General features: G+C 68.3%; 20 protein-coding genes. 10 read left to right on the top strand and 10 right to left on the bottom strand.

Features of this window, described 5'->3' with window-relative positions; translation table 11 throughout:
• The first annotated feature begins 45 nt into the window (after nt 1-45).
• The 6 genes from LCM15_RS14660 to tdh all read left to right on the top strand — a co-directional run bounded on the left by LCM15_RS14660 (nt 46) and on the right by tdh (nt 6,203).
• Entirely contained in the window at nt 46-792 is a 747-nt protein-coding gene (locus LCM15_RS14660) for a biotin--[acetyl-CoA-carboxylase] ligase (protein ID WP_224857660.1), read from the top strand.
• Nucleotides 793-803: 11 nt separating this feature from the next.
• On the top strand, nt 804-1,583 hold the full coding sequence (locus LCM15_RS14655) for a type III pantothenate kinase (RefSeq protein ID WP_224857658.1): 780 nt from the start codon (nt 804-806) through the stop codon (nt 1,581-1,583).
• Nucleotides 1,580-3,247 carry a ribonuclease J gene (locus LCM15_RS14650; protein WP_224857656.1) on the top strand — a complete coding sequence of 556 codons (1,668 nt, stop codon included), beginning with the start codon at nt 1,580-1,582 and terminating at the stop codon, nt 3,245-3,247. The genes LCM15_RS14655 and LCM15_RS14650 overlap by 4 nt, the downstream gene beginning before the upstream one ends.
• 50 nt (nt 3,248-3,297) lie before the next feature.
• Nucleotides 3,298-3,867: a helix-turn-helix domain-containing protein gene (locus LCM15_RS14645; protein WP_224857654.1), complete on the top strand. Its 570-nt coding sequence runs from the start codon at nt 3,298-3,300 to the stop codon at nt 3,865-3,867.
• A gap of 114 nt (nt 3,868-3,981) precedes the next feature.
• Nucleotides 3,982-5,169 carry a glycine C-acetyltransferase gene (locus LCM15_RS14640; RefSeq protein WP_224857652.1) on the top strand — a complete coding sequence of 396 codons (1,188 nt, stop codon included), beginning with the start codon at nt 3,982-3,984 and terminating at the stop codon, nt 5,167-5,169.
• Nucleotides 5,166-6,203 carry an L-threonine 3-dehydrogenase gene (gene tdh, locus LCM15_RS14635; RefSeq protein WP_224857650.1) on the top strand — a complete coding sequence of 346 codons (1,038 nt, stop codon included), beginning with the start codon at nt 5,166-5,168 and terminating at the stop codon, nt 6,201-6,203. Before LCM15_RS14640 ends, tdh begins: the two co-directional genes overlap by 4 nt.
• A gap of 70 nt (nt 6,204-6,273) precedes the next feature.
• Here the strand turns inward: tdh and LCM15_RS14630 are convergent, their stop codons facing one another.
• The 10 genes from LCM15_RS14630 to LCM15_RS14585 form a co-directional block, all read right to left on the bottom strand.
• Nucleotides 6,274-6,726: a MarR family winged helix-turn-helix transcriptional regulator gene (locus LCM15_RS14630; protein WP_224857648.1), complete on the bottom strand. Its 453-nt coding sequence runs from the start codon at nt 6,724-6,726 to the stop codon at nt 6,274-6,276.
• Between the two features lie 88 nt (nt 6,727-6,814).
• Nucleotides 6,815-7,516: an ABC transporter ATP-binding protein gene (locus tag LCM15_RS14625; protein WP_224857646.1), complete on the bottom strand. Its 702-nt coding sequence runs from the start codon at nt 7,514-7,516 to the stop codon at nt 6,815-6,817.
• Nucleotides 7,509-8,279 carry an ABC transporter ATP-binding protein gene (locus LCM15_RS14620; protein ID WP_224857645.1) on the bottom strand — a complete coding sequence of 257 codons (771 nt, stop codon included), beginning with the start codon at nt 8,277-8,279 and terminating at the stop codon, nt 7,509-7,511. The genes LCM15_RS14625 and LCM15_RS14620 overlap by 8 nt, the downstream gene beginning before the upstream one ends.
• Nucleotides 8,279-10,135, bottom strand: a complete 1,857-nt coding sequence (locus LCM15_RS14615; protein ID WP_224857643.1) for an ABC transporter permease — start codon at nt 10,133-10,135, stop codon at nt 8,279-8,281. The genes LCM15_RS14620 and LCM15_RS14615 overlap by 1 nt, the downstream gene beginning before the upstream one ends.
• 203 nt (nt 10,136-10,338) lie before the next feature.
• Nucleotides 10,339-11,547 (bottom strand): ABC transporter substrate-binding protein, encoded by a 1,209-nt coding sequence (locus LCM15_RS14610; protein ID WP_224857641.1) that lies wholly within the window; start codon nt 11,545-11,547, stop codon nt 10,339-10,341.
• A 67-nt stretch (nt 11,548-11,614) separates the two neighbouring features.
• Nucleotides 11,615-12,685 (bottom strand): aromatic ring-hydroxylating dioxygenase subunit alpha, encoded by a 1,071-nt coding sequence (locus LCM15_RS14605; RefSeq protein WP_224857639.1) that lies wholly within the window; start codon nt 12,683-12,685, stop codon nt 11,615-11,617.
• 53 nt (nt 12,686-12,738) lie between these two features.
• A complete protein-coding gene (locus tag LCM15_RS14600) occupies nt 12,739-13,317 on the bottom strand; it encodes an amino acid synthesis family protein (RefSeq protein WP_224857638.1) in 579 nt (192 codons plus the stop codon).
• Nucleotides 13,314-13,898 carry an amino acid synthesis family protein gene (locus LCM15_RS14595; protein ID WP_224857636.1) on the bottom strand — a complete coding sequence of 195 codons (585 nt, stop codon included), beginning with the start codon at nt 13,896-13,898 and terminating at the stop codon, nt 13,314-13,316. Before LCM15_RS14595 ends, LCM15_RS14600 begins: the two co-directional genes overlap by 4 nt.
• Nucleotides 13,891-14,754, bottom strand: coding sequence for a UPF0280 family protein (locus tag LCM15_RS14590; protein WP_224857634.1), 864 nt, complete (start codon nt 14,752-14,754; stop codon nt 13,891-13,893). Before LCM15_RS14590 ends, LCM15_RS14595 begins: the two co-directional genes overlap by 8 nt.
• Nucleotides 14,751-16,181, bottom strand: a complete 1,431-nt coding sequence (locus LCM15_RS14585; RefSeq protein WP_224857687.1) for a 6-hydroxynicotinate reductase — start codon at nt 16,179-16,181, stop codon at nt 14,751-14,753. Before LCM15_RS14585 ends, LCM15_RS14590 begins: the two co-directional genes overlap by 4 nt.
• A gap of 372 nt (nt 16,182-16,553) precedes the next feature.
• On the opposite strand from LCM15_RS14585, the gene LCM15_RS14580 reads away from it, so the two are divergent.
• From LCM15_RS14580 to LCM15_RS14565, 4 genes are all read left to right on the top strand, one after another.
• A complete protein-coding gene (locus LCM15_RS14580) occupies nt 16,554-17,402 on the top strand; it encodes an FAD binding domain-containing protein (protein WP_224857633.1) in 849 nt (282 codons plus the stop codon).
• Nucleotides 17,392-20,109: a molybdopterin-dependent oxidoreductase gene (locus LCM15_RS14575; protein WP_224857632.1), complete on the top strand. Its 2,718-nt coding sequence runs from the start codon at nt 17,392-17,394 to the stop codon at nt 20,107-20,109. The genes LCM15_RS14580 and LCM15_RS14575 overlap by 11 nt, the downstream gene beginning before the upstream one ends.
• 47 nt (nt 20,110-20,156) lie before the next feature.
• Complete coding sequence (locus LCM15_RS14570) at nt 20,157-22,217, top strand: hydantoinase/oxoprolinase family protein (RefSeq protein WP_224857685.1); 2,061 nt, start codon at nt 20,157-20,159, stop codon at nt 22,215-22,217.
• 235 nt (nt 22,218-22,452) lie between these two features.
• Entirely contained in the window at nt 22,453-24,129 is a 1,677-nt protein-coding gene (locus tag LCM15_RS14565; RefSeq protein WP_224857631.1) for a hydantoinase B/oxoprolinase family protein, read from the top strand.
• Nucleotides 24,130-24,539 lie beyond the last annotated feature (410 nt).

Below are 24,539 nucleotides of genomic sequence, written 5' to 3'. Positions count from 1 at the left end.
CGGCGGGGATATTTCGGGCCAGAAGAAACGCAAGGGAGCGCGGGCGTGAGCTGGCCGGCGGGATACGGCAAGCGGGTGCTGGCGGAGATCGACAGCACCAATGCCGAGGCGGCGCGGCTGGCTGGGACGTTGGCGGGGCCGGAATGGATCTGCGCCCTGAACCAGACCGCCGCGCGCGGACGGCGCGGGCGGGCCTGGGCCAACCCCGAGGGCAATTTCGCCGCGACACTCCTGACCATGCCGCGCGAGGCGCCGCAGCAGGTGGCGCTGCGCAGCTTCGTGGCCTCTCTGGCGCTGTTCGATGCCTTCTCGGCGGCCACCGGCCGCGTCGACGGGCTGGCACTGAAATGGCCCAACGACGTGCTGCTCAATGGCGGCAAGGTGGCGGGCATCCTGCTCGAGAGCCTTGGCCAGCGCCGCGGCGTGGCGCATCTGGCGATCGGCATCGGGGTCAACCTCGTGGCCGCGCCCGGCGCCGAGGAGGTCGAGCCCGGGGCGCTGCGGCCCGTGTCGCTGCTGTCGGAGACCGGGGTTCACGTGGAGCCCGAGGCGTTTCTCGAGCTGCTGGCCAGCGCCTATGCCGAGCACGAGGCACGCTTCGTGACCTATGGCTTCGCGCCGCTGCGGGAGGCCTGGCTGGCGCGGGCCGCGCGTCTGGGCGAGGTGATCACCGCGCGCACCGGCACCGCCGAGATCACCGGCACCTTCGAGACCGTGGACGCCGGCGGCAATCTGGTGTTGAAGACCAGCGCCGGGCGGCAGGCGATCGCCGCGGCGGACGTGTTTTTCTGAGGGGGGCGCCGATGCTTCTGGCCATCGACTGCGGCAACACCAACACCGTTTTCTCGATCTGGGACGGCGCGCGTTTCCTTGCCACCTGGCGCACTTCGACAGAGCACCAGCGCACCGCCGACCAGTATTACGTCTGGCTCTCGACCCTGATGGAGTTCCAGGGGATCGAGGCCGACATCACCGACATGATCATCTCCTCGACGGTGCCGCGGGTGGTGTTCAACCTGCGCGTCCTCGCCGATCGCTATTTCAACACGCGGCCCTATGTGGTCGGCAAGCCCGACTGCCTGCTGCCGGTGGACGTGCGCGTCGATGCCGGCACCGCGGTGGGGCCGGATCGTCTTGTAAACACGGTGGCGGGATACAATCTTTATGGGGGCGACCTGATCGTGGTGGACTTCGGCACCGCCACCACCTTCGACGTGGTCGCGCATGACGGGGCTTACGTGGGCGGCGTGATCGCGCCGGGCGTGAACCTCAGCCTCGAGGCCCTGCACCAGGCCGCCGCGGCATTGCCGCATGTGGACATCACCAAGCCGCAGAGCGTGGTGGGGACGAACACGGTGGCCTGTATGCAATCGGGCGTGTTCTGGGGCTATGTCGGCCTCGTCCGTGAAATTTGCGACCGCATCAAGGCCGAACGCGAGCGGCCGATGCGCGTCATCTCGACAGGCGGGCTGGCGCCTCTCTTCCAGCAATCCGAGGACCTGTTCGACGAGTGGGTTGATGAACTCACCATGCATGGTCTGACCGTCATACACAGCTACAACAAAAGGCAGGCAACTGCATGAGCAAAGACCGTATTATCTACCTCCCGCTGGGGGGCGCCGGCGAGATCGGCATGAACTGCTATGTCTACGGATATGGCGAACCGGGCAAGGAACGGCTGATCGTAGTCGATCTCGGCGTGGCCTTCCCCGACATGGACAGCAGCCCCGGCGTCGACATCATCTTCGCCGACATCTCCTGGCTCGAGCAGAACCGCGACCGCATCGAGGCGGTGTTCATCACCCACGCCCACGAGGACCATATCGGCGCCGTGGGCCATCTCTTCGAGCGGCTCGGCGTGCGGATCCATGCCCGCGCCTTTACCGCCAACCTCGCGCGCCAGAAGCTGGCCGAGTACGGCTATTCCGAGGACACGGTTCAGACCTGCTCGAAATGGCCCGAGACCGTCGAGGCGGGGCCGTTCAAGGTCGGCTTCCTGCCGATCTCGCACTCGATCCCGGAAAGCTCCGCGCTGGTCATCGACACGCCCGGCGGGCGGCTGATCCATTCCGGCGACTTCAAGCTCGACCCGACCCCGATCGTCGGGGAGGCCTTCGATCCCGAGCTCTTCGCCGAGGTTTCGGCCGGCGGCGTCAAGGCGCTGATCTGCGACTCGACCAACGTGTTCTCGCCCAATCCGGGGCGCTCGGAGTTCGAGCTTGGCCCGAACATCACCGAGCTGGTCGCGAGCGCGCCCAACATGGTGGTCGCCACCACCTTCGCCTCCAACGTGGCGCGGGTGAAGACGCTGGCCGAGGCCGGCGCCAAGGCGGGCCGTTCGATCTGCCTGCTGGGTCGCGCCATGCGGCGGATGATCGAGGCCGCCATCGAGACCGGCGTGCTGACCGATTTCCCGCCGGTGATCGGGCCTGAGGATGCCGTTCAGATCCCGCGCGAGAACGTCATGCTGCTCGTCACCGGCAGCCAGGGCGAGCGCCGCGCCGCCAGCGCGCAGCTGTCGCGCGGGAAGTATAACGGCATCGAGCTGAAGGAGGGCGACATGTTCCTGTTCTCCTCCAAGACCATCCCGGGCAACGAGAAAGAAGTTATCCGGATCATGAACAACCTGTCGGAGAAAGGCGTCGACGTGGTCGATGACAGCGCCGGCCGGTATCACGTCTCGGGCCACGCCAACCGGCCGGATCTCGAGCGGCTGCACGACATCGTGTCGCCGCAGATGGTGATCCCCATGCATGGCGAGCACCGCCACCTGCGCGAGCACGTCAAACTCGCCGAGGCCAAGGGCCGGGCCGGCGTGCTGGCGGTCAACGGCATGATGATCGACCTGAGCGGCAACGAGCCGACCGTGGCCGAGTGGATCGACGCGGGCCGCACCTATCTCGACGGCTCGGTGCAGATCGGTGCGATGGACGGCATCGTGCGCGACCGCATTCGCATGGCGCTGAACGGCCATGTCGTCGTGACGGTGATCCTCGACGAGGATGACGAGCCGCTGGGCGAGCCGTGGTGCGAGCTGAAGGGCCTGCCCGAGACCGGGCGCTCGAACGCCTCCCTGGTCGAGGTGCTGGAAGAGGACCTGAGCCAGTTCCTTGGCCGTGCCGGCGAGAAGACCCTCACCGATGACGACAAGATCGAGGAGGGGATGCGCCGCATCGTGCGAAACACCGCCCAGAACGAGATCGGCAAAAAGCCGGAAGTCACCATCGTGGTCAGCCGCCTCTCCTGAGGCGGCCGACACCGTTGACGCCAGCGCCGCCTTGCGCCATGCCATCCGTCATGACGGATCATGATGCAGAGGCGGTGCTCGGCCGCATTCCCGGACGGCTGAAAGACGCGCGGCAGGCCCGTGGCCTGTCGCTCGACGCGGTGGCGAAGCTGTCGGGCGTGAGCCGCTCGATGGTCAGCCAGATCGAGCGGGGCGAGAGCAACCCGACCGTGGCGACGCTGTGGAACCTCACCCGCGCGCTGCAGGTGGATTTCGCCGGGCTGCTGGACCTCGGCCAGCCCGCACGCGGCATCGAGGTGATCCGCGCCGCGCAGGCGCCGACGATCACCGGCCACGGCAAGGGCTGCCACATCACCATCCTCTCCGAGCCGGAGAAGGTGGGCATCTACGAGATCTACGACATCCGCTTCGATCCCGGTGGCGCGCTCGAGAGCGAGCCGCACGGGCAGGGCGCGCGCGAGCATCTGACGGTGCTGGAGGGTGCGCTCAGCGTGGTTTCCGGCGACGCGCAGGAGACCCTCGCGCCGGGCGACACGGCGCGCTACGCGGCCGACGTCCCGCACGCGATCCGCGCCGGCGAGCAGGGCGCCCGCTGCTTCCTGATCGTGGAAACACCATAGCGGCGGGACATGTGACGCAATAACGGACAATGATCCGTGATAGCGTATCTTTTATATTGACCTGAAATCCGCAATGCCGGAAGGTGGGCGCAATCCAATCCAGGGAGTGCCCTCATGTCCGATGCTTTTCTCAGCCACATGCGCGATACGCTCGCCGGCATCGAGGCCGATGGCCTGATGAAGACCGAGCGACTGATCACCTCGCCTCAGGGCACCCGCGTGGGGGTCGACGGGCGCGAGCTGATCAATCTCTGCGCCAACAACTACCTCGGGCTCGCCGATCATCCGGCGCTGGTCGAGGCGGCGACCGGGGCGATGCGCGATCACGGCTACGGCATGGCCTCGGTGCGCTTCATCTGCGGCACGCAGGATCTGCACCGCGAGCTCGAGCAGCGGCTGGCGGCCTTCCTCGGCACGGAGGACAGCATCCTCTTCGCCGCCTGTTTCGACGCCAACGGCGCGCTCTTCGAGCCGCTTCTGGGGCCGGAGGACGCGGTGATCTCGGACGCGCTGAACCACGCATCGATCATCGACGGCATCCGGCTGTGCAAGGCCAAACGCTACCGCTACGCCAATTCCGACATGGCCGATCTCGAGGCGCAGCTGAAGGCGGCGCGGGCGGATGGCGCGCGCCACATCATGATCGCCACCGACGGGGTGTTCTCGATGGACGGCTACCTCGCCAAGCTGGCCGAGATCCGCACACTGGCCGACCGCTACGACGCGCTGCTGATGGTCGATGATTGCCACGCCACGGGCTTCATGGGGCCGAAGGGGGAGGGCACGCCGGCCCATTGCGGGGTTCGCGCCGACCTCCTCACCGGCACGCTTGGCAAGGCGCTCGGCGGCGCGCTTGGCGGCTATATCGCCGGGCCGCAGCCGGTGATCGACCTGCTGCGCCAGCGCGCGCGGCCCTATCTCTTCTCCAACGCGCTGCCGCCAGCGGTGGTGGCCGCCGGGCTCAAGGCGCTCGATCTGGTCGAGCAGGGCGACGATCTGCGCGCGCAGCTCTTCGAGAACGCCCGCTACTGGCGCAAGGGCCTGACCGACTTGGGCTTCGACCTGCTCGAGGGCGAGCATCCGATCATCCCGGTGATGCTTTACGATGCCCGCAAGGCGCAGGCGATGGCGCAGCGGCTCTACGAGCTGGGCGTCTATGTCTCGGGCTTCTTCTTTCCTGTGGTGCCCAAGGGCCGTGCCCGCATCCGCACCCAGATGAACGCCGCGCTGACCCGCGCGGATCTCGACGAGGCGCTCGCCGCGTTTGAACAGGCCGGCCGCGACACGGGGGTGCTGACATGACCAACCAGATGATCGCACTGGAGAAATCGAAGCCCGAGACCGGGCTCTGGCGGGTCGAGGCGCCGGTCCCCGAGATCGGCCATGACGACGTGCTGATCCGCATCAACAAGACCGGCATCTGCGGCACCGACATTCATATCTGGAACTGGGACGAGTGGGCGCAGCGCACCGTGCCGGTGCCGCTGATCACCGGCCACGAGTTCGCCGGCGAGATCGTCGAGCTGGGCGGCGACGTGACCGGCCTCGAGATCGGCCAGCGCTGCTCGGGCGAGGGGCACCTGATCGGGCGGCAAAGCCGGCAGAGCCGCGCCGGGCGCTTTCATCTCGATCCCGAGACGCGCGGGATCGGCGTCAACGAGCAGGGCGCCTTCGCCGAGTACCTGCGCCTTCCGGCCTTCAACGTGGTGCCGCTGCCCGACGCCGTCGATGACGAGATCGGCGCGATTCTCGACCCGCTCGGCAACGCGGTGCACACGGCGCTGAGCTATGATCTGGTGGGCGAGGACGTGCTCATTACCGGCGCCGGCCCCATCGGCATCATGGCGGCGGCGGTGGCCCGGCACGTGGGCGCGCGGCACGTGGTCATCACCGATGTGAACCCGGCGCGGCTCGAGCTTGCGGCACAGGTGACCGACGTGGTGCCGGTCAACGTGGCGCAGGAGGATCTGCGCGACGTGGCGGCGCGGCTGAAGATGAAGCAGGGCTTCGATGTCGGGCTCGAGATGTCGGGCAATCAGGCGGCGCTCGACCAGATGGTCGAAAGCCTCGTGATGGGCGGGCGCATCGCGCTGCTTGGCATTCCGCCGGGCAAGAGCCCGGTCGACTGGTCGCGCATTGTGTTCAAGGCGATCACGCTGAAGGGCATCTATGGCCGCGAGATCTTCGAGACGTGGTACAAGATGATCGCGATGCTGGAGAACGGGCTCGATGTGCGCCGCGTCATCACCCACCGCTTCGCCGCACAGGACTTCCGCGAGGGGTTCGAGATCATGCGCAGCGGGCGCTCGGGCAAGGTGGTTCTGGACTGGCGCTGAGGCCGTCGCGGCGCGCCAGGGCTCTCCGGGAGATCGGGGGCCGGGCGGGTCCTTGAGTAGGTCTCGCCCCTCACTCCCCGCCGAGCTTCTTGAGCAGGCGCAGCAGCGTCTCCTTCTCGCGCTCGCGCAGGGGGGTCAGCGTCTCGGCGCTTACCGCGATGGCGGCATCGACAGCGTCGTCGATCAGCGCCACGCCCTCGGCGGTGAGCGAGACGAGGTGGCGGCGGCGGTCCACCGGGTCGGCTTCGGTCTTCAGCAGGCCGCGCGCGATCAGCCGGTCGACCACGCCCTTGGTCGTCGCCCCGTCCATCGCCACCGAGCGCCCCAGCAGGTTCTGCGAGGTCGGGCCGTCCTCGGCCAGCCGGTGCATCACCGAGAACTGCGTGGGCGTCAGTTTGCCCGGCACGCGCTCGGCGAAGATGGTCGAGTTGCGCTGGTAGGCCTTGCGGAGCAGGAACCCGATCTGTTCGTCGAGCAGGTAGCCATGTTCGGCACTGGTGCGGGCTTTCGGCGTGTCTTCCACGGGCTGCGGTCTCCTCTCGCGCGCACGGTCCGTTGGACGAGGCGCCCCTTTGGCAAGTATGCTGCAGTGCAGTATAGGCGCTTGTATCTCAGACGGAAAGATAAGCGTCGCGGATCTCGGGGTGCTCCTCCAACTCCTTGAAACTGCCGTCGAACTTCTTTTCGCCGCCCTCGATGATGATGGCCCGGTCGGCCACGGCGCGGGCGAAGTGCAGGTTTTGCTCGGAAATCATCACCGTCAGCCCCTCGGCCTTCAGCTTCAGGATCGTCGCGGCCATCTGCTCGACGATCACCGGCGCGATGCCCTCGGACGGCTCGTCGAGCAACAGCAGCGAGGGGTTGCCCATCAGCGTGCGCGCGATGGTCAGCATCTGCTGCTCGCCGCCCGACATATGCTTGCCGCGGTTGGCGCGGCGCTCGGAGAGGTTGGGGAAGATCTCGAAGAGCTGCTCGACGGTCCAGTGCGGCGCGTCCTGACGCCGCGGCTGGCGCCCGACCTCGAGGTTCTCGACCACCGTGAGGTCGGTGAAGATGCGCCGGTCCTCTGGCACGTAGCCGATGCCCTGCTTGGCGACGCGGAAGGCCGGCTGGCCGATGAGGTTTTCGCCCTGAAACACCACCTGTCCCTGCCGCGGGCGGACAAGCTGCATCACCGATTTCATCGTGGTGGACTTGCCGGCGCCGTTGCGCCCCAGAAGCGCCACCACCTCGCCGCGCCGCACCTCGAAGCTCAGGTCGTTGAGGATGTGGGCCTTGCCGTAATAGCTGTGGATGCGCTCGACGCTAAGCATGGGTCTCCTCCATGAAGAGCGTCCCGCCGCCCAGATAGACCTCTTGGACCTGCGGGTTGTTGCGCACGGCGGTGGCGTCGCCATCGGCGATCAGCTCGCCGCGGTTCAGCACCATGATGTGATGGGAATGGGCGAAGACCACGTCCATGTCGTGCTCGGTGAACAGCACCGAGACGCCCTGGTCGCGCACGATGTCGGCCACCAGCTGCATCAGCGCGACCCGTGCGCTCGGGGCCATGCCGGCGGTGGGCTCGTCCATCAGCAGCAGGCGCGGCCGGTGGCAGAGCGCGATGGCCAGCTCGAGCCGCTTGAGATCGCCATAGGCGAGGATCGAGCAGGGTCGGTCGGCCTGATCCTGCATCGCCACGGTCTCGAGGAACTCGAACGCCTCCTCGCGGTAGAGCTTCCACGCCCGGGCGCCGAAGGAGAAGATCCTGCAGTGATGGCTCATCAGCGCCATCTGCACGTTCTCGATCACCGTCATCGACTGGTAGGTGCCGGTGATCTGGAAGGTCCGCCCGACGCCCCGGCGCCAGATGTCGCGGGGCTTGTGGCCGGTGATCCGCTCGCCCTCGAAAAACACCTCGCCCTCGGTCGGTTTGAGCTGACCCATCAGCATGTTGAAGCAGGTCGACTTGCCGGCGCCGTTGGGGCCGATCAGCGCCTTCAGCTCGCCCTTGGCGACGCTGAAGGACACGCCGTTGACCGCGACAAAGCCGTCATAGCTCTTCTTGAGGTTCTCGACTCGCAGGATCTCGGACATCAGACCCTCTCCTCATCGGTGTTGCGGATGCGGCGCCAGAGCGTGCGCAGGGTGCCGACGATGCCCTCGGGCATCAGGATCACCACCGCGATGATCACCAGACCCAGCAGCAGGCGCCAGTATTCGAGCCGGGTCAGCCAGTCCTCGACCACGGTCATGAAGCTCGCGCCGACGACCCCGCCGGCCAGCGTCTTCACACCGCCGAGGAAGACCACGATCAGCGCGTCGAAGCTCTTGGCAATCTCGAGCTCGGTGGGGAAGACCGAGCCCTTGGCGAAGACGAAGATGCCGCCCGCCAGACCGGCCATGGCGCCGGCGAGGGCGAAGGCCACGAACTGCACGCGCTTGACGTCGATGCCGGTGGCTTCGGCCTGACGCGGGCTGTCGCGCCCGGCGCGCAGCGCGTAGCCGAAGGGCGAGTGGATGACGTGGCGCAGGAAGAGGATGCCGCCCACCCCGAGGATCAGGGCGAAATAGTAGTAGGTTTCGGTGCCCGAAAGCCACTCGGCCGGCCAGATGTTGACCAGACCGTCATCGCCGCGCGTCACCGCGCGCCACTGGAAGGCAAGGCTCCAGACCAGCTGGCTGAAGGCCAGTGTCAGCATGGCGAAATAGACCCCGGTGAGGCGGATGCAGAACCAGCCGATGCCGAGCGCCAACAGGCCCGCGGCCAGCGGCGCGAAGAGGAAGGCCAGCTCCATCGGCGTGTCGGTGTGGAACACCAGCAGCGCCGCCGCATAGGCGCCGCCGCCGAAGAAGGCGGCGTGGCCGAAGCTCACCAGCCCGCCGGAGCCGAGGATGAAATGCAGCGAGGCGGCGAAGAGCGCGAAGATCACCATGTCGATGGTCAGGATCAGCATGAACTGGTCGGCGAAGAGCGGCAGCAGCGCGAGCACCAGCATCAGCGCCGCGACCAGCGCCTGACCCACGGGGCCGTAGGGGCGGATCGGCGTCTCGGGTGCGCCGACCTGTCCGTGCTCGCCGGCGACTTCTTCCCGGCCCAAGAGGCCGTAGGGGCGGATAATCAGCACCACGGCCATGACCACGAACATCAGCACCAGCGTCGATTGCGGCAGGTAGGTGACGCCGAAGACGTTCAGGACCGAGATCAGCACCGAGGCGATGAAGGCGCCGGGCAGGGAACCCATGCCGCCGATCACCACCACCACGAAGACCGCGCCGATGATGTTGAAGTCCATCAGGAGATCGGCGCCGCCCTTGGGCAGCTGCAGCGCGCCGCCCCAACCGGCGAGCGCCGAGCCGAGGGCGAAGACGCCGGTGAAGAGCCAGGCCTGGTTGACGCCGAGCGCGCCGACCATCTCGCGGTCCTGCGTGGCGGCGCGCACCAGCACGCCGAGGCGCGTCTTGGTGATGAGATACCAGAGCGCGAAGAGGATGAAGGGGGTGATGGCGATCAGGATGATGTCGTACTTGGGCACCGGCTCGCCGAAGATGCGCCAGACGCCGCGCAGGCCCGGCGCGCGCGGCCCGAGCCGGTCCTCGGCGCCCCAGATCATCAGCGCGAGGTCCTGAATGACGAGGATCACGCCGAATGTGGCGACGAGCTGGAACAGCTCGGGGGCGCGGTAGATCGGGCGCAGCACCACCATCTCGACGACGGCCCCGATCAGGCCGACCGCGAGGCCGGTGAGCACGATGGCCCCCCAGAAGCCCACCGCGCCGGGAAGGATTTCCATCAGGTAGATGCCGATGAAGGCGCCGAGCATGTAGAACGAGCCATGCGCGAAGTTGACGATCCGGGTCACGCCGAAGATCAGCGACAGCCCGGAGGCGACGAGGAACAGGGCCGCCGCATTGGCGAGACCCGTCAGGAACTGGGCGAAGAGAAAGGCCATGGTCCGGGTGGTGCTTTCCTGTCAGGCGTGAGGGCGCCGTGGGACGCGGGCGCATGAGGGCTGCGCGCTGGCCCGCGCTCGGGTGCGGATGAGGCAGGGGGGGGAGGGGCGCTGCCCCTCTTGGCCCGGAGGGCCAATTCACCCCGGAGTATTTGTCGACATAGAGAAGCAGGGGGCGCGGCGCGGGCGGCGCCCCCGTTCGGTCACTCGGCCGGACGCATGGCGGTGATGTCCTCGTCGCTCGGCATGTAGGGGGCCGGGTCCTTGTATTCCCAGTCCACCATAACGCCCTTGCCATCCTCGACCGCGGTGGTGCCGACCCAGGCGCCGAGCGTCGACTGGTTGTCGATCTCGCGGTAGGTCAGCGCGCCGATGGGGGTGTTCTCGACCGTGAGCCCTTCGAAGGCCGCGACCAGCGCCTCGGTGTCGGTGCTGCCGGCGGCTTCGATGGCGGCGGCGATCGACTGGGCGGTCATGTAGCCCACGAGGCTGCCGATCTTGGGGGTCTCGCCGGTGGCTTCGGTATAGGCGTCGACGAAGGTCTTGCCCGGCGTGCCGTCTTCGAGGCCGTACCAGGGGAAGCCGGTGACGAACCAGCCCTCGGGGGCCTCGTCGCCCAGCGGCTCGAGATATTCCGGCTCGCCGGTCAGCAGGCCGTAGACATGGCGGCCGTCGAACAGGCCGCGGTCGCCGCCGTCGCGCACGAACTTGGCGAGGTCGGTGCCGAAAGTGACGTTGTAGATCGCATCGGGCTTGGCGCGCTCGATGGCCTGCACCTCGGCGCCGGCATCGATCTTGAACAGCGCCGGCCACTGCTCGGCGACGAACTCGACCTCGGGCTTCAGGCGCTTGAGGTTCTCCTTGAAGGCCTCGACTGCGTCCTGCCCGTAGGCGTAGTTGGGCGCGATGGTGGCATACCGGATCGCGTCGGTCTTGGCGGCCTCCTCGGCCAGCATCGCGGCCTGCACCCAGGTCGAGGTGCGCAGGCGGAAGGTGTAGGGGTTGCCCGACTTCCACACCAGGCTGTCGGCCAGCGGTTCGGAAGCGAGGTAGAGATAGCCCTTCTCCGCGGCGAAGCTCGACAGCGCGAGGCCCACATGGCTGAGGATGGTGCCGGTCAGCATCACCGCGCCATCGCGGGTCATCAGCTCTTCGGCGATCTTCACCGCCTCGGCCGGGTCGCCCTGATCGTCGCGGAAGATGAACTCGAGATCCTTGCCCAGCACGCCGCCGGATTCGTTGATTTCGGACAGCGCCAGCTCGATGCCCAGCTTGTAGGGTTCGGCGAAGGCGGCCATGCGCTTGTAGTGGTTGATCTCGCCGACCTTGATGGTGTCCTGCGCAAAACCTGCGGCGGGCACCAGCGCCATGGCGGCGGCGGTGGCAAGCACGGTACGTCTCAGTACGTTCATTGCTGTTGTCTCTCCTGTTGGTGGCGTTGCCCTGACGGCAACTTTTGCTGTCCCGGTCTTATGCCGGTTAATCGTGGTAAACAAACGCCGGCGACGGATCGGCGGCGAGATCTTCGGTGCGTTCCAGTTCCAGAAGGTCGTTGATGCGCTTGCGATAGACAAGGGGGCCCTTGTCGATGGCGATGCGGATCGGGCGGCGCGTCTGCGGGCGCAGCTCTTCCTCCTGCACCGCCTCGAGGATCTCCTTGTCCTCGTCGAAGGCCTTGCGGAACATGGCGTCCATGCGATGGGCCGCCTCGGGATCGTCGGTGGCGGTGTTGCGCAGGTGCATCCAGCGGTCGATGGTGTAGGTCTCGGTGACCGGCGTCATGAAGTGCAGCGCGAAGATGCGCACGCCCTTGCCGCGATCCTCTTCGGCGCAGTTCTTCTCGGTCTCGATCGAGCCGAAATCGATCACCGCGGTGCAGGGCGTGTAGAGGTAGTAATAGTGCCAGCGGTCGACATTGCCGGAGAAGCCGCCGAAGGCCTTGAAGAAGCCGATCGGCTCGGCGTTGCGAATCCAGCGCCAGGCGACGATGGCCTCGCCCTCGGTCTGCACATGGACCGGCACGTTCTCGGACGCCGCGTTGCCCAGCGTGGTGGGGTGCACGAAGCTCACATGCGCCGGGTCGACGAGGTTCTCGGCCACGTTGAGGTAGTTCGACCTCAGGTGCAGCGCGTCGCCGTGATGCGCGGCCCAGCCCGGGTCGGAGAACTCGGGCATGTCGAAGACCTTGGCCGGGTCGGCCCTTTCCGGGTCGCCCATCCAGATCCAGACGATGCCGTGTTTCTCGACGATCGGGTAGGAGATCACGTATGCCGATTTCGGCAGGTTGGTCTGGCCGGGCACCCGGACGCAGGCGCCGGAGCAGTCGAAGGTGAGGCCGTGATAGCCGCATTGCACGGTGTCGCCGATGCGCTTGCCCTTGGAGAGCGGCAGCAGGCGGTGCGGGCAGCGATCCTCGAGCGCGGCGACCGTGCCGTCGGAGGTGCGGAAGATCACGACATGATCGCCAAGGATCGTGAAGCGGCGCAGCGAGTCGTCGATTTCCGTCGACCAGCCAGCAACATACCAGGCGTTCTTCACGAAATTCGTCATCGTCCTACTCCCTTGCTCACGCGCTCGGTGGTCTTGCGATTTATCGGTTCCGTTCAGCGCAATCCGTCGGCGCCCTCGATCTCGTCCTGTTTCAGGCCGCCCACGCGGGGCAGCGGTCGTCCGGTCTGTTGCAGCGCCACCGCCACCACGATCTCGCGTGGGCGGGGCGCGTCGGGAAGGCGCAGGCGCATGGCGTCGAAATGGCTGCGTACATAGGCGGCGTCCTTGTGGCCAAGCGGCACGTCGAGGATCTCGCCGGCGCGGCCGATGGCCTTGGACGACGGCACCAGCGCCTTGCCGCCGCCGATCACCGCGCGCAGCGGCGCGCCCAGCTTGGGATGCAGCAGCGCCGCGGCGTGTTCGAGCTCCCCCAGCTCGCCCACCAGCGCGGCCTTGCCGTAGCCTTCGATGGCGTCGGGGCCGCAGCCGAGCGTCGAGAGCGCTTCATGGCCCAGCAGGGTGCCAAGCTCAGCGCCGGTCTCGATCAGTTCCGAGAGATCCGCGGCATAGGTGCCTGCGAAGGGGTTCTCGATCACCGCGGCGGCGAGCGCCCGGCGGGCGGGCGGCGACACCGCCTGGCCCATCTCCGAGCGGGTCTCCTCGACCTGCGTGATGATCTTGCGCAGCTTCAACGCAGCCCGTCCTCGCCCTTGACCTGATCCTTGGTGAGGCCGCCGATGCGGGCGTGGATGCGCCCCGCGGTGGTCATTACCAGCACCAGGGCGATCTCGTTCGGGCGCGGCGCGTCGGGCACGCCGACCTCGACCGCGTCGTAATGGGTGCGCACGTAGGAGGCATTGGTGTGGGTCACCGGCACGTCGAGCCGGGTGCCCGCGGCGCCGACCTTCTTGGTCGAGGGCACGATGGCCATGCTCTTCTCGATGGCGTCGCGCATGGCGTAGCCGCCGGGCACGTGCCAGAGCGCGCCGTGCTCGATCTCGCCGTTGACGCCGACGATGGCGCCCTTGCCGTAGCCTTCCACCACGGAGGCGTCGCCGCCAAGCGCGTCGATGCACATCCGGGCCATCTCGGCGCCGAGCGGTTCGAGATCTTTCATGAAGGGCTGGATGTCCTCGACATAGCCGCCCGCATAGGGGTTCTCGATCACCGCGATGGCGGCGGCGCGCTTTTGCGGCGCATCGGGGGCGGGGCCGCCTTCGTGGAAGATGGTTTCGACCTGGACCAGCGTCTTGCGGACCTTCACCTCAGGCATATTCGGGTTCCTCCTGCGAAATGGCGTCGCCAATCGCCCTGCGCTGGCCTGCCACGGCAAGGCAGGCGGCGCGGATCAGGCCGCGGCGAATGTAGTCTTGGGCCAGCGCGTGCCCGGCGTCCAGCGCCTGTCGCGCCTCGACGGGCGCAAGCGGGCCGACAGCGGTGGTGACACGCCGCGCGCCGAGATCGCTGTCGGGCGCAAGCTCGTTGGCGGGGACACGGGAGATGGACGGGTGGCCGGGCAGGTCGACGGCGTTGGCGATGAGCGTGGCGGCGACGTCGGCAGTGGCGGCGTCGCGGGCCAGCACGGTGACCGCGTCGGCGATGCCCATCGACTGCGAGCGCCCGCGCCAGCCGCTGGTGGCGACGCCGCCGATGCCGTCTGTGAGGCCGATGACGGCGCGGCCGCCGGGGGCGCGCAGGACCGGGTCTTCGCAGATCGCCAGCCGCAGCGGGCTTTCACGGGTCCAGAGCGCGATGTCGCCGCCATTGTTGACATGGGCGCGGTCGAGCCCGTGGCCGGGCATCAGCATCGCGGCGAGCACGTGGTCGGCCACGGAGCCCGCCACCGCCGCCATCGGCGTGACGAAGCGTTCGGCGAAGGGGTCTGCGGCCGAGACCATGCGGTTTGCCACCGGTCCGATGGGCCGGGCGCCTCGCGGCGCACGCAGGCGGGGCAGCTCTTCGCAGAGCGCCGGCAGCACCGGCTCGAAGGCCTCGTGTGCGCGGCGCAGGGCGGCTTTCGTGGCCTCGGGCGTGCCTTCGGCAGTCACGATCAGGTCGATGGGGCCGTGGGTCAGCCGCATTCGTCCGTCGCGGGCAAACCACACCACCGGGCGCTCGCGAAAGCTCATGTCCGGCGCTCCTTGCCCACCGGCCAGGGGGCGCCGCTCTTGCGGCCCTCCGAGCGCTGGCCCGAGAGACGGTGATCGCTTTGTCGCGGATGCACGCCCTTGAGCGCATCCTCAAGCGGCATGACGTAGTCCATGTGGCCGCCAAGCGCCTGATAGTCGGCGCGCGACATGGTGAACTCGATGGGGGCGACGAGCGCCGGGGTGGGCACGTAGCCGAAGGCATTCTTCGGCATCTGCGTGACGTCGGACATGAAGGTGATGCCACCGCCCGGCCACATCATCACCGGGGCGCCGCCGCAGGTGACGCGGGTGAGCCGCGACTGCACCGAACGGGTGAGCGAGACCGGGTTCTCGGTCACGCCCGAGCGCAGCGACCCGCCGGCGCCGGCCATGAACAGCACCGAGGCCATCGAGGGTTCGCAGTTCTCCTCGATGCGCTGCACCGAGGGCAGCAGCCGCGCGGGCATCTCCTTCTGCACGGGCACGAGATCGTCGTTAAGCTCGTAATACGCGGCGTGCTCGCCGGTGGTCGAGACCATGAGGATCGACAGCCCCGGCCACGCGTCGGGCTTGAACGTATCGAGGATGGCGAGCGGGTCCGACAGATCGGTGCCACCCCAGCCGGTGCCCGGCTCGGCGACCTGAAAGTAGCGCCCGGGGGTCGAGCGGCGGCCCTTGATCTTGATGCCGGTGGGGGGCCAGCCGATGACCTTGCCGGCCTGATGCTCGGACATGACGCCGGTGATATGGTCGTCGACCACCACCACCTCGTCGACCAGCCCCTGCCACTGCGCGGCGAACATGCCAATGGTGGCCGAGCCGCAGCCGACGCGCATCCGCTCTTCCGTCTGTCCATTGACGACCGGCGCCTTGCCGGCGGTGATCTCGAGCTCGGCGCCATCGTTGATGCTGAGCGCCACGCGCTCGCCGTTGCAGAGCGCCAGCAGGGCGGCGCAGGTGGCGCGGCCCTCTTTCTTGGAGCCGCCGGTGAGGTGGTTCACGCCGCCGAGCGACAGCATCTGCGAGCCATACTCGGACGTCGTCACGTGGCCGATGACCTCGCCCTCGGCGCGCACCGGGGCGCATTCGCTGCCGAGGTGGCGGTCGGTGTCGATCTTCACCTTGGCGCCGCAATAGGAAAAGATCCCTTCGGTCACCACGGTGATCATGTCGGCATCCGCCGCTTTCGAGGCAACGATGAACGGCGCGGGCTTGTAATCGGGATAGGTGGTGCCCGAGCCAACGGCGGTGACGAAGGCCTCGTCTCCCGACACGATGTCGCCGTCCCACTCGCGCTCGAGGAAGGGCACAAGCGCCACGTCCTCGCGGTTTTCGAGGATGGTCAGCGGGTCGAGACGCACCAGCGCGCCGCCCTCGTTGGCGTAGCGGTCGCAGGCCCCGGCACGGCCCTCGGCGATGTAGCACATCACCGGGCAGGCATCGCAGCGGATCTTCTCGGGCTTGTCCGCCTGCGTGCGTTTTACCGGGGGCGTCTCAACGGTCACGTGCGGGCTCCTTGGCTGGCCTTGTGGCGTCATTGCGGGGTAATTTGTTTGTATACGAACGCATGGCCCCGGCCATTCTGTCAAGCGGCATGGTGTGACGGCGCGGGCCGAGATGGACCTGTGTCGCGTTTTTCAGCATTCTGCCCGATGCCGGTGACGGGCGCGATGATGGCGATTGACAGAAATCGGAAACCGCCCCTACGCTAACACTTAAAATTGTTCGCACACGAATGAAGTGCGGCGAAGAAGGCGGCGCAGACCGGCCAACCCAGCGACCAGCAAGGAGAACGACCAATGCCATTGCATCGCCCCGAATCGCTCTCGGCCGCGCTCGAGCTTCTGCAGGGTGGCAGGGCGGTCGCTCTGGCGGGCGGGACCGACCTCTACCCGGCGCTGCGCGACGGCACCCCGCCGCCCGAGATGGTCGATCTCACGCGGGTCGACGGTCTTCGCGGCATCTCCCGCAGCGAGACGGGATGGCGCATCGGCGGCGCGACCACCTGGACGCAGGTGCTGAAGGCCGATCTGCCGCCGCTCTTCAACGGGCTGAAGGCCGCCGCGCGCGAGGTGGGCTCGGTGCAGATCCAGAACACGGGCACCGTCGCCGGCAACCTCTGCAACGCCTCTCCGGCGGCGGATGGGGTGCCGGCGCTGCTGGCGCTCGACGCGGAGGTCGAACTGGCCGCCCCCTCGGGCACGCGCCGGATGCCGCTCGGCGACTTCATCACCGGCCCGCGCGCCACGCATTTGGCGCCGGGCGAGATCCTCACCGCGCTGCTGATCCCCGAGGCGGACGGGCGGGGCGCCTTCTTCAAGCTGGGCGCGCGGCGCTACCTGGTGATTTCCATCGCCATGGTCTCGGCGGTGGTCGAGACCGAGGGGGATGCCATAAAGAGCGCGCGGCTCGCGGTGGGCGCGTGCTCGCCGGTGGCGCGGCGGCTTCCTGCGCTCGAGGCCGCGCTTGCCGGCAAGACCATCTCGCAGGCCGGGCAGGCGGCGCTGACATACGACTACCCCGAGCTCAGCCCGATCGACGACGTGCGCGCCGGGGCCGGCTACCGCCGCGAGGCCGTCGCCACGCTCGTCGCCCGCGCCATCGGGCAGGCGGCGCTCACCGACAAGGAGGTGCCCCATGTCGCTTGATGCGCCGCAGGGCCATATCGGCTTCACGCTCAACGGGGCCGAGATCACGGTGCCCGCCGATCCCACCGCGCGCCTCTCGGAGGTGCTGCGCGAGCGCGCCGGGGCGCGTGACGTCAAGGTCGGCTGCAACGCCGGCGATTGCGGCGCCTGTACCGTGCTGCTCGACGGCGCGCCGGTCTGCGCCTGCATGATCGCCGCCGGTCAGGCGCAGGGCTGCGAGATCGAGACACAGGCCGGGCTGGTGGCGCGCGACCGCGACGCCGAGCGCTTGGCGCAGAGCTTCCAGCGCCATCAGGCGGCGCAATGCGGCATCTGCACGCCGGGCATGATGGTCTCGGCGGTCGCACTCCTGCGCTCGGGCGAGGCGCTGACCGAAGACAGCGTGTCGGACGCGCTGGGCGGCGTGCTTTGCCGCTGCACCGGCTACCGCAAGATCATCGCCGCCGTGCTCGACGCCTCGACGACGGCGCCTCTGGCCGAGGGCGGCATTGGCGCGCCCATCGCAAGGCTCGACGGCTGGCCCAAGGTCAACGGAAGCGAGCGCTTCGGCGACGACGTGGCGCCGGCGGATGCGCTCACCGTGCAGGTGATCCGCGCGCCATTCCACCGGGCAAGCTTCCGCTTCGGCGATCTCGAGGCCTTCCGTAAGGAGAACGCTCTCGAGCTGATCCTCACCGCGCAGAACGTGCCCGGTGAGAACCGCTTCGGCGTCATTCCGGGCTTCGAGGACCAGCCGGTCTTTGCCGAAGGTGAGACTCGCTTCCGGGGCGAGGCGGTGGCCGCCGTGATCGGCAACCGCGAGGCGCTCGCGGCGATGGGGCGGTTTCCCGTCACGTGGGAGGAATTGCCCTCGGTCCTCACCCCGGAGGGCGCCGACACCGCCGCTCTGCTGCATGAAGACCGCGCCGCGAATGTCATGTGCCGCGGCTACGTGGCGCGCGGCAATGCCGCCGAGGCGATGGGCAGGGCCGCGCACGTGGTCTCGGGTGATTTCTCCACCGGCTTCATCGAGCATGGCTATATCGAGCCCGAGGCCGCCTCGGCCCGGCGCGTGGGCGACCGCATCGAGGTGCAGTGCTGCACGCAGGCGCCGTTCATGAACCGCGACGGCATCGCCGGGATCATGGGGCTCGCACCGGAGCAGGTGCGCATCCTGCCCACGGCGACCGGCGGCGGCTTCGGCTCCAAGCTCGACCTCACCGCGCAGCCCTATGTCGCGCTGGCGGCGTGGATCCTGAATCGGCCCGTGCGCCTTGCCTACACCCGCACGGAATCCATCGCGACCTCGACCAAGCGGCATCCGAGCCAGGTGCACATGGAGATCGGCGCGGATGCCGAGGGCCGGATCAGCGCGGTGCGCTTCGACGGGGTGTTCAACACCGGCGCCTATGCCAGCTGGGGCCCGACCGTCGCCAACCGCGTGCCGATCCACGCCTCCGGCCCCTACAAGACCCCGAACTACGAGGCGAAGAGCGCGGGCATCCACACCAACACCGCGCCCGCCGGGGCCTTCCGCGGCTTCGGCGTGCCGCAATCGGCGGTGGCGCAGGAGCAGCTCTACGACCTGCTGGCCGAGAAGCTGAACATGGACCGTCTGGCGTTCCGGCGCCTCAACTGCCTCGGCAATGGGGATCCGACCGTGACCGGGCAGGTCTTCGAGACCGGCATGGGCATCGACGCCTGCTTCGATGCGCTCAAGCCGCATTGGGACAAGGCATTGGCCGAGGCCGAGGCCTTTAACGCCACGAACACGGCGAAGAAGCGCGGCGTGGGCATCGCGGCGGGCTGGTACGGCTGCGGCAACACCTCGATCTCGAACCCGTCCACGATCCGCGCGGGGATCACGCCCGAGGGCACGCTCTGCCTGCATCAGGGCGCGGTGGATATTGGGCAGGGGGCCAACACTGTCATCGCGCAGATCTTTGCCGAGGCGCTGGGCGTGCCGGTCGGCCAGATCACCATACTCGGCCCCGACACCGACATCACCCCCGATGCCGGCAAGACCTCGGCCAGCCGCCAGACCTATATCTCGGGCAATGCCGCCCGGCTCTGTGGCGCGGCGCTCCGGGCCAAGATCCTGCGGCTGGGCAACGTCTCCGAGGAGGCCACCATCACGCTCGAGGACGGCGGCATCACGCTGTCGGATGCCGGTACCACGGTGCGGGTCGAGCTGGAGCCCTCCGAAGGCTACGCCATCGAGGCGGTCGAGAGCTACGACCCGCCGACCACGCCGCTGGACGAGAACGGGCAGGGCGATCCCTATGCCGTCTTCGGCACCGCGGCGCAGATCTGCGAGCTCGAGGTCGACATGGCGCTGGGCACGGTCAGGCTGCTGCGCATCGTCGCCGCGCATGACGTGGGCCGGGCGATCAATCCCTTGCTGGTCGAGGGCCAGATCGAGGGCGGCGTGGCGCAGGGCATTGGCCTCGCACTGATGGAGGAGTTCCTTCCGGGCCGCACCGAGAACCTGCACGACTACCTCATCCCAACCATCGGCGACGTGCCCCCGATCGAGAGCCTGGTCATCGAGAGCGGCGACGCCCATGGCCCCTATGGTGCCAAGGGCCTCGGTGAGCACTGCCTGATCCCCACCGCGCCGGCGGTGCTCAACGCCATCGCTCACGCCACCGGCGCCCGCGTCCATCACCTCCCCGCAACGCCCGACACCGTCCGCGCGGCCATCCGCGCCGCAGGGACGGGCACATGATGCGCGACGACATGCCCCCGGCAGATGCCGCAGGAAAGGCCCCCGAGATGACCGACAAGACCCTCACCGGCCGCTTCGCCGGGATCGACGTGGGCGGCACCTTCACCGATCTGGTGTTCTACGACAGCAAGGCGCGGGTGGTGAAGCTCGCCAAGGTGCCCACCACGCTCGACAACCAGTCGAAGGGGGTGCTGGCGGCGCTCGATGTGGCCTCGGTGAATGCCGCGGCCCTCGACCTGATCGTGCACGGCACCACCACGACCACCAATGCGGTGCTCGAACGCCGGCTCTGCAAGACCGGGCTGGTGACGACACTGGGCTTTCGCGACGTGCTCGAGCTTGGCCGCCGCACCCGACCGCACGCCTATGGCATGACCGGCCAGTTCCGCCCGATCATCCCGCGCGATCTGCGGCTCGAGGTCCCCGAGCGGATGTTGGCGGACGGCTCTGAATACACAGCCCTCGATGAAGACGCCCTGCGCGCCGCGCTTGCAGAGCTGCGCGACAAGGGCTGCGAGGCGCTGGTGATCCATTTCCTGCACGCCTATGCCAACCCCGCCCACGAGATCCGCGCCGGCGAGATCGCCCGCGAGGTCTGGCCCAACGGCAACATCACCCTCGGGCACGCGCTGATCTCGGAAAGCCGCGAGTACGAGCGCGGCGTCACGGCGGCGGTCAATGCCTCGGTCCAGCCCTTACTGCGGCGCTATGTCGAGCGGCTGGCCGACCGGCTGTCGGAGCGCGGCTACGAGCGCGATCTGCTGGTTATGAACGGCAATGGCGGCATGGTCTCGGCCCGCGTCGTGGCCGAGGAGGCGGCCAAAACGGTGATGTCCGGCCCCGCCTCCGGGGTCATGGCCGCCGCCTATACCGGGCGGCGCGCGGGCATCCCCGACCTTCTGACCTATGACATGGGCGGCACCTCCACCGATGTGGCGATGATCCGCGGCGCCGATCCGGCGGTCTCGCACGAGATCGAGATCGAGTACGCCATGCCGATCCACGTGCCGATGGTCGACGTGCGCACCGTGGGCGCCGGCGGCGGCTCGATCGCGCGGGTCGATGCGGCGGGGCTCCTGCAGGTCGGCCCCGACAGCGCCGGATCGGAGCCGGGTCCGATCTGCTACGGTAAGGGCGGCGTCGAGCCCACCATCTCGGACGCCAACATGGTGCTCGGGCGGATGGACCCGGGCAAGCTCAACACCATCTCCGGCGCGGTCTCTCTCGCGACGATCCGCGCCGCCTTCCAGTCGCGGCTCGGCGATGCGCTGGGGCTAGATGCCACCGAGGCGGCCGCCGCGGTGCTGCGCATCGCCACCGCCAAGATGGCCGACGCCGTGCGCATGGTGTCGATCTCGCTCGGGGAGGACCCGCGCGACTTCGCGCTCTTCGCCTTTGGCGGGGCCGGACCGCTGCACGCCTGCGCCATCGCGCGCGAACTGGGCGTGCCGCGGGTGCTGGTGCCGGCACGGCCCGGCATTACCAACGCGCTGGGCTGCGTGGTGGCCGATCTGCGCCACGATTACGTGGCCACGGTGAACCAGCCTCTGGATGCCTGCGACATGGACGAGGTGCACGCGCTTTTCGTCCGTCAGATCGAGGAGGGCCGCGCCGCCATCGGGCGCGAGCGCGTCGAGATCGCCGAGGAGAAGATCGCCGTCTCGGTCGAGATGCGCTTCATCGGCCAGACCCACCTGCTGCGCGTGCCGCTGCCCTCGGCGACCCCCACGCGGGAGGAATTGCAGGCGCTGTTCGAAGAGGCGTATTTCCGGCGCTTCCAGGTCAAGCTGCCGGAGATCCGCGCGGCGCTGGTCAACGTCAACACCTCGGTGATCGGCCGCCGGCCCGAGATCGACCTCTCGGCGCTGATCGATGCCTCGGGGCGCAAGGCGACGCTTCAGGAGGCCCGCACGGGCGCCCGCCCGGTGTTCTTCGAGGCGTGGATCGACACGCCGGTCTACTGGCGCGACCACCTGCCGGCGGATGCCACGCTCGCGGGCCCGGCGATCGTCGAGCAGATGGACTGCACGCTGGTGCTCGAACCCGGCGACGTCGCCACCCAGGATGCCGACGGCAATCTCATCGTGACCGTGGGGCCGCGCAGATGACCGGCGGCATCGAGAACTCCGGTGCCGGAGTGGGGGTGTCGCACCCCGCCCCCTGGGCGCCGCCCGCGGCCGGGCGAAACCGTCCCCCGGACGCTTTTCTTGGCGCCCATCCGCGCCCCGTGGCGGATGTCAGACGAAGAGACGACAAAGGCGCGTCCCCCGGCTTCTCTTCGTCAAAAATACTCCCGCCGGAGGCATCCTTCCTCTCCGCCCGCGCAGCCTTCGGAGGTCTGACATGACGCTCGATCCCATCACCCTCACCGTCATCCAGTCGGGCCTGCAGCAGGTCTGCGACGAGATGGACCTGTCGTTCTCCCGCGCCGCCTTCTCGCCGGTGATCGCCGAGGCCAACGACCGCTCCGACGGGATCTATTCCGCCGAGGATGGCAGCCTGATTGCCCAGGGCTCCCAAGGCCTGCCCGTGTTCGTGGGCGTCATGCAGTATTCCACCGGGACGCTGATCCGGATGATCGCGGAGGGCAAGGTGATCGCGCCGAAGCCCGGCGACATCTACATCGTCAACGACCCCTATCTCGGCGGCACCCACCTGATGGACGTGCGCTTCGCCATGCCGGTCTGGCGCAATGGCGAGATCTTCTGTTGGCTGTCCAACACCGGCCACTGGCCCGACACAGGCGGCGCGGTTCCCGGCGGGTTCTCGGCCTCGGCCACGGCGGTCGAGCAGGAGGGGCTGCGCCTGCCGCCGGTGCGGCTGTTCAAGAACGGCGAGCTCGACCCGGAGATCTACGCCATCATCTGCTCCAACATCCGCGTCGCCGATCAGCGCATCGGCGATGTCAAGGCGCAGGCGGCGGCGCTCTACGTGGGCGAGGCGCGGCTCACGCGGCTGCTCGATCGCTACGGCGACGACACCGTGCGCGCGGCCATCGGCGAGCTGCGCAGCCGCGCCGCCGAGCAGATGCGGGCGCAGATCGCCCGGATCCCGCCGGGCACCTACCGCTCCACCGCCTATATCGACAGCGACGGCGTGGTGAACGAACCGCTCGAGATCAGGCTCGCGGTGACCGCCGATGGTGAAGGGCTGACCTTCGACTTCGCGGGCTCCAGCCCGCCTTGCCAGGGGCCGATGAACTCGGTCATCGCCACCACGCTGAGTTCGGTCTACCTCGCCATGCGGCACATCTTCCCCGACGTGCCGATCAGCGCCGGCGCCTTCGAGCCGCTCACCGTCAAGCGCCCCGAGGGCACCTTCCTCGACGCGCAATACCCGCGCCCCGTCTCGGGCTGCGCGGCGGAGGTCAGCCAGCGCATCGCCGAGGCGGTGTTCGCGGCACTGGTCGAGGCGCTGCCCGACAAGGTGAGCGCATCCCCCGCCGGATCTTCGGGCAACTTCGCGCTGGGGGGGGAGGTGCCCGAGACCGGGCAGAGTTATGTCATGTACCAGATCTCGGGCGGCGGGTACGGCGGCTACGCGGGCGGCGACGGCATCTCCAACGGCTGCTCGACCATCGGCATCTCCAAGGCGCCGCCGGTCGAGATCATGGAGCAGCAGTTCCCGGTGCTCTACCACCGCTACGCCCTGCGTGAGGGCTCGGGCGGGGCGGGGGCGCAGCGCGGCGGATTCGGGCTCGACTACGAGGTCGAGATCCTGAAGGGGCAGGCGCGGGCGAGCTTCGTGATGGATCATGGCCGCTTCGGTCCGCAGGGCGCGCTCGGCGGGAGCGACGGGGCGGTCAACGAAGTGACGGTGACGCGCGGTGGCGAGAACTTTACGCCCGAGCACCTGTCGAAGGCGCAGGATATCTCGCTGGTGGCGGGCGACCGGGTGCGGGTGAAAACCCCCGGCGGTGGCGGCTACGGCGACCCTACGACGCGCGACCGCGCTCTCGTCGAGGAAGACGTGCGGCTTGGGCGGTACTCGGTGGAGGAGGCGAAACGGCTGTTCGGGTGAAGAGGGGACAAGACTTGGCTGCTCGTTACCACGCCCGTTGCGCGGTTCAGACCTATGAGCTAGCGTCTTAAGATAGGTTAACAAACCGTTAACTCGTGCGCGAACCGGTTTGACCTTTTCTATTTTTTAGACGCCATTCGAAAAGGGATCCGGTCCGATGCTCAAGAGTATTATCGCGTTCAGTCTCGTGACACTGACCTTCGCAGCAACCTCTCTTCCGGCTGCGGCCCATGGCGGCGGGTGTCGGAAGGCGTCGCCTCCGGGGCAGTGCTGTCATATGGAAACCGCAGTCGGTCGTGTGCACTGCCACTGACTGTCTGTAGATCTTCTAACAGGTGCCCGTTCCGCTGAACGGTATGGGTTCACCAAATGAGAAAGCCCGCCGGCAAAACTGGCGGGCTTTCTGTCTA

This window comes from Salipiger bermudensis (assembly GCF_020171625.1).
Classification (GTDB): domain Bacteria; phylum Pseudomonadota; class Alphaproteobacteria; order Rhodobacterales; family Rhodobacteraceae; genus Salipiger; species Salipiger bermudensis_B.
The sequence above is the reverse complement of the archived record's forward strand: the minus strand, read 5'-3'. Positions and strand labels throughout refer to the sequence as shown.

What these genes read in the sequence shown, in the direction of transcription:
- LCM15_RS14655 (WP_224857658.1), top strand. Translation starts at nt 804, where the DNA reads ATGCTTCTGGCCATCGACTGCGGCAACACCAACACCGTTTTCTCGATC.
- LCM15_RS14650 (WP_224857656.1), top strand. Translation starts at nt 1,580, where the DNA reads ATGAGCAAAGACCGTATTATCTACCTCCCGCTGGGGGGCGCCGGCGAG.
- LCM15_RS14645 (WP_224857654.1), top strand. Translation starts at nt 3,298, where the DNA reads ATGACGGATCATGATGCAGAGGCGGTGCTCGGCCGCATTCCCGGACGG.
- LCM15_RS14640 (WP_224857652.1), top strand. Translation starts at nt 3,982, where the DNA reads ATGTCCGATGCTTTTCTCAGCCACATGCGCGATACGCTCGCCGGCATC.
- tdh (WP_224857650.1), top strand. Translation starts at nt 5,166, where the DNA reads ATGACCAACCAGATGATCGCACTGGAGAAATCGAAGCCCGAGACCGGG.
- LCM15_RS14625 (WP_224857646.1), bottom strand. Translation starts at nt 7,516, where the DNA reads ATGCTTAGCGTCGAGCGCATCCACAGCTATTACGGCAAGGCCCACATC.
- LCM15_RS14620 (WP_224857645.1), bottom strand. Translation starts at nt 8,279, where the DNA reads ATGTCCGAGATCCTGCGAGTCGAGAACCTCAAGAAGAGCTATGACGGC.
- LCM15_RS14615 (WP_224857643.1), bottom strand. Translation starts at nt 10,135, where the DNA reads ATGGCCTTTCTCTTCGCCCAGTTCCTGACGGGTCTCGCCAATGCGGCG.
- LCM15_RS14610 (WP_224857641.1), bottom strand. Translation starts at nt 11,547, where the DNA reads ATGAACGTACTGAGACGTACCGTGCTTGCCACCGCCGCCGCCATGGCG.
- LCM15_RS14605 (WP_224857639.1), bottom strand. Translation starts at nt 12,685, where the DNA reads ATGACGAATTTCGTGAAGAACGCCTGGTATGTTGCTGGCTGGTCGACG.
- LCM15_RS14595 (WP_224857636.1), bottom strand. Translation starts at nt 13,898, where the DNA reads ATGCCTGAGGTGAAGGTCCGCAAGACGCTGGTCCAGGTCGAAACCATC.
- LCM15_RS14590 (WP_224857634.1), bottom strand. Translation starts at nt 14,754, where the DNA reads ATGAGCTTTCGCGAGCGCCCGGTGGTGTGGTTTGCCCGCGACGGACGA.
- LCM15_RS14585 (WP_224857687.1), bottom strand. Translation starts at nt 16,181, where the DNA reads ATGTGCTACATCGCCGAGGGCCGTGCCGGGGCCTGCGACCGCTACGCC.
- LCM15_RS14580 (WP_224857633.1), top strand. Translation starts at nt 16,554, where the DNA reads ATGCCATTGCATCGCCCCGAATCGCTCTCGGCCGCGCTCGAGCTTCTG.
- LCM15_RS14575 (WP_224857632.1), top strand. Translation starts at nt 17,392, where the DNA reads ATGTCGCTTGATGCGCCGCAGGGCCATATCGGCTTCACGCTCAACGGG.
- LCM15_RS14570 (WP_224857685.1), top strand. Translation starts at nt 20,157, where the DNA reads ATGACCGACAAGACCCTCACCGGCCGCTTCGCCGGGATCGACGTGGGC.
- LCM15_RS14565 (WP_224857631.1), top strand. Translation starts at nt 22,453, where the DNA reads ATGACGCTCGATCCCATCACCCTCACCGTCATCCAGTCGGGCCTGCAG.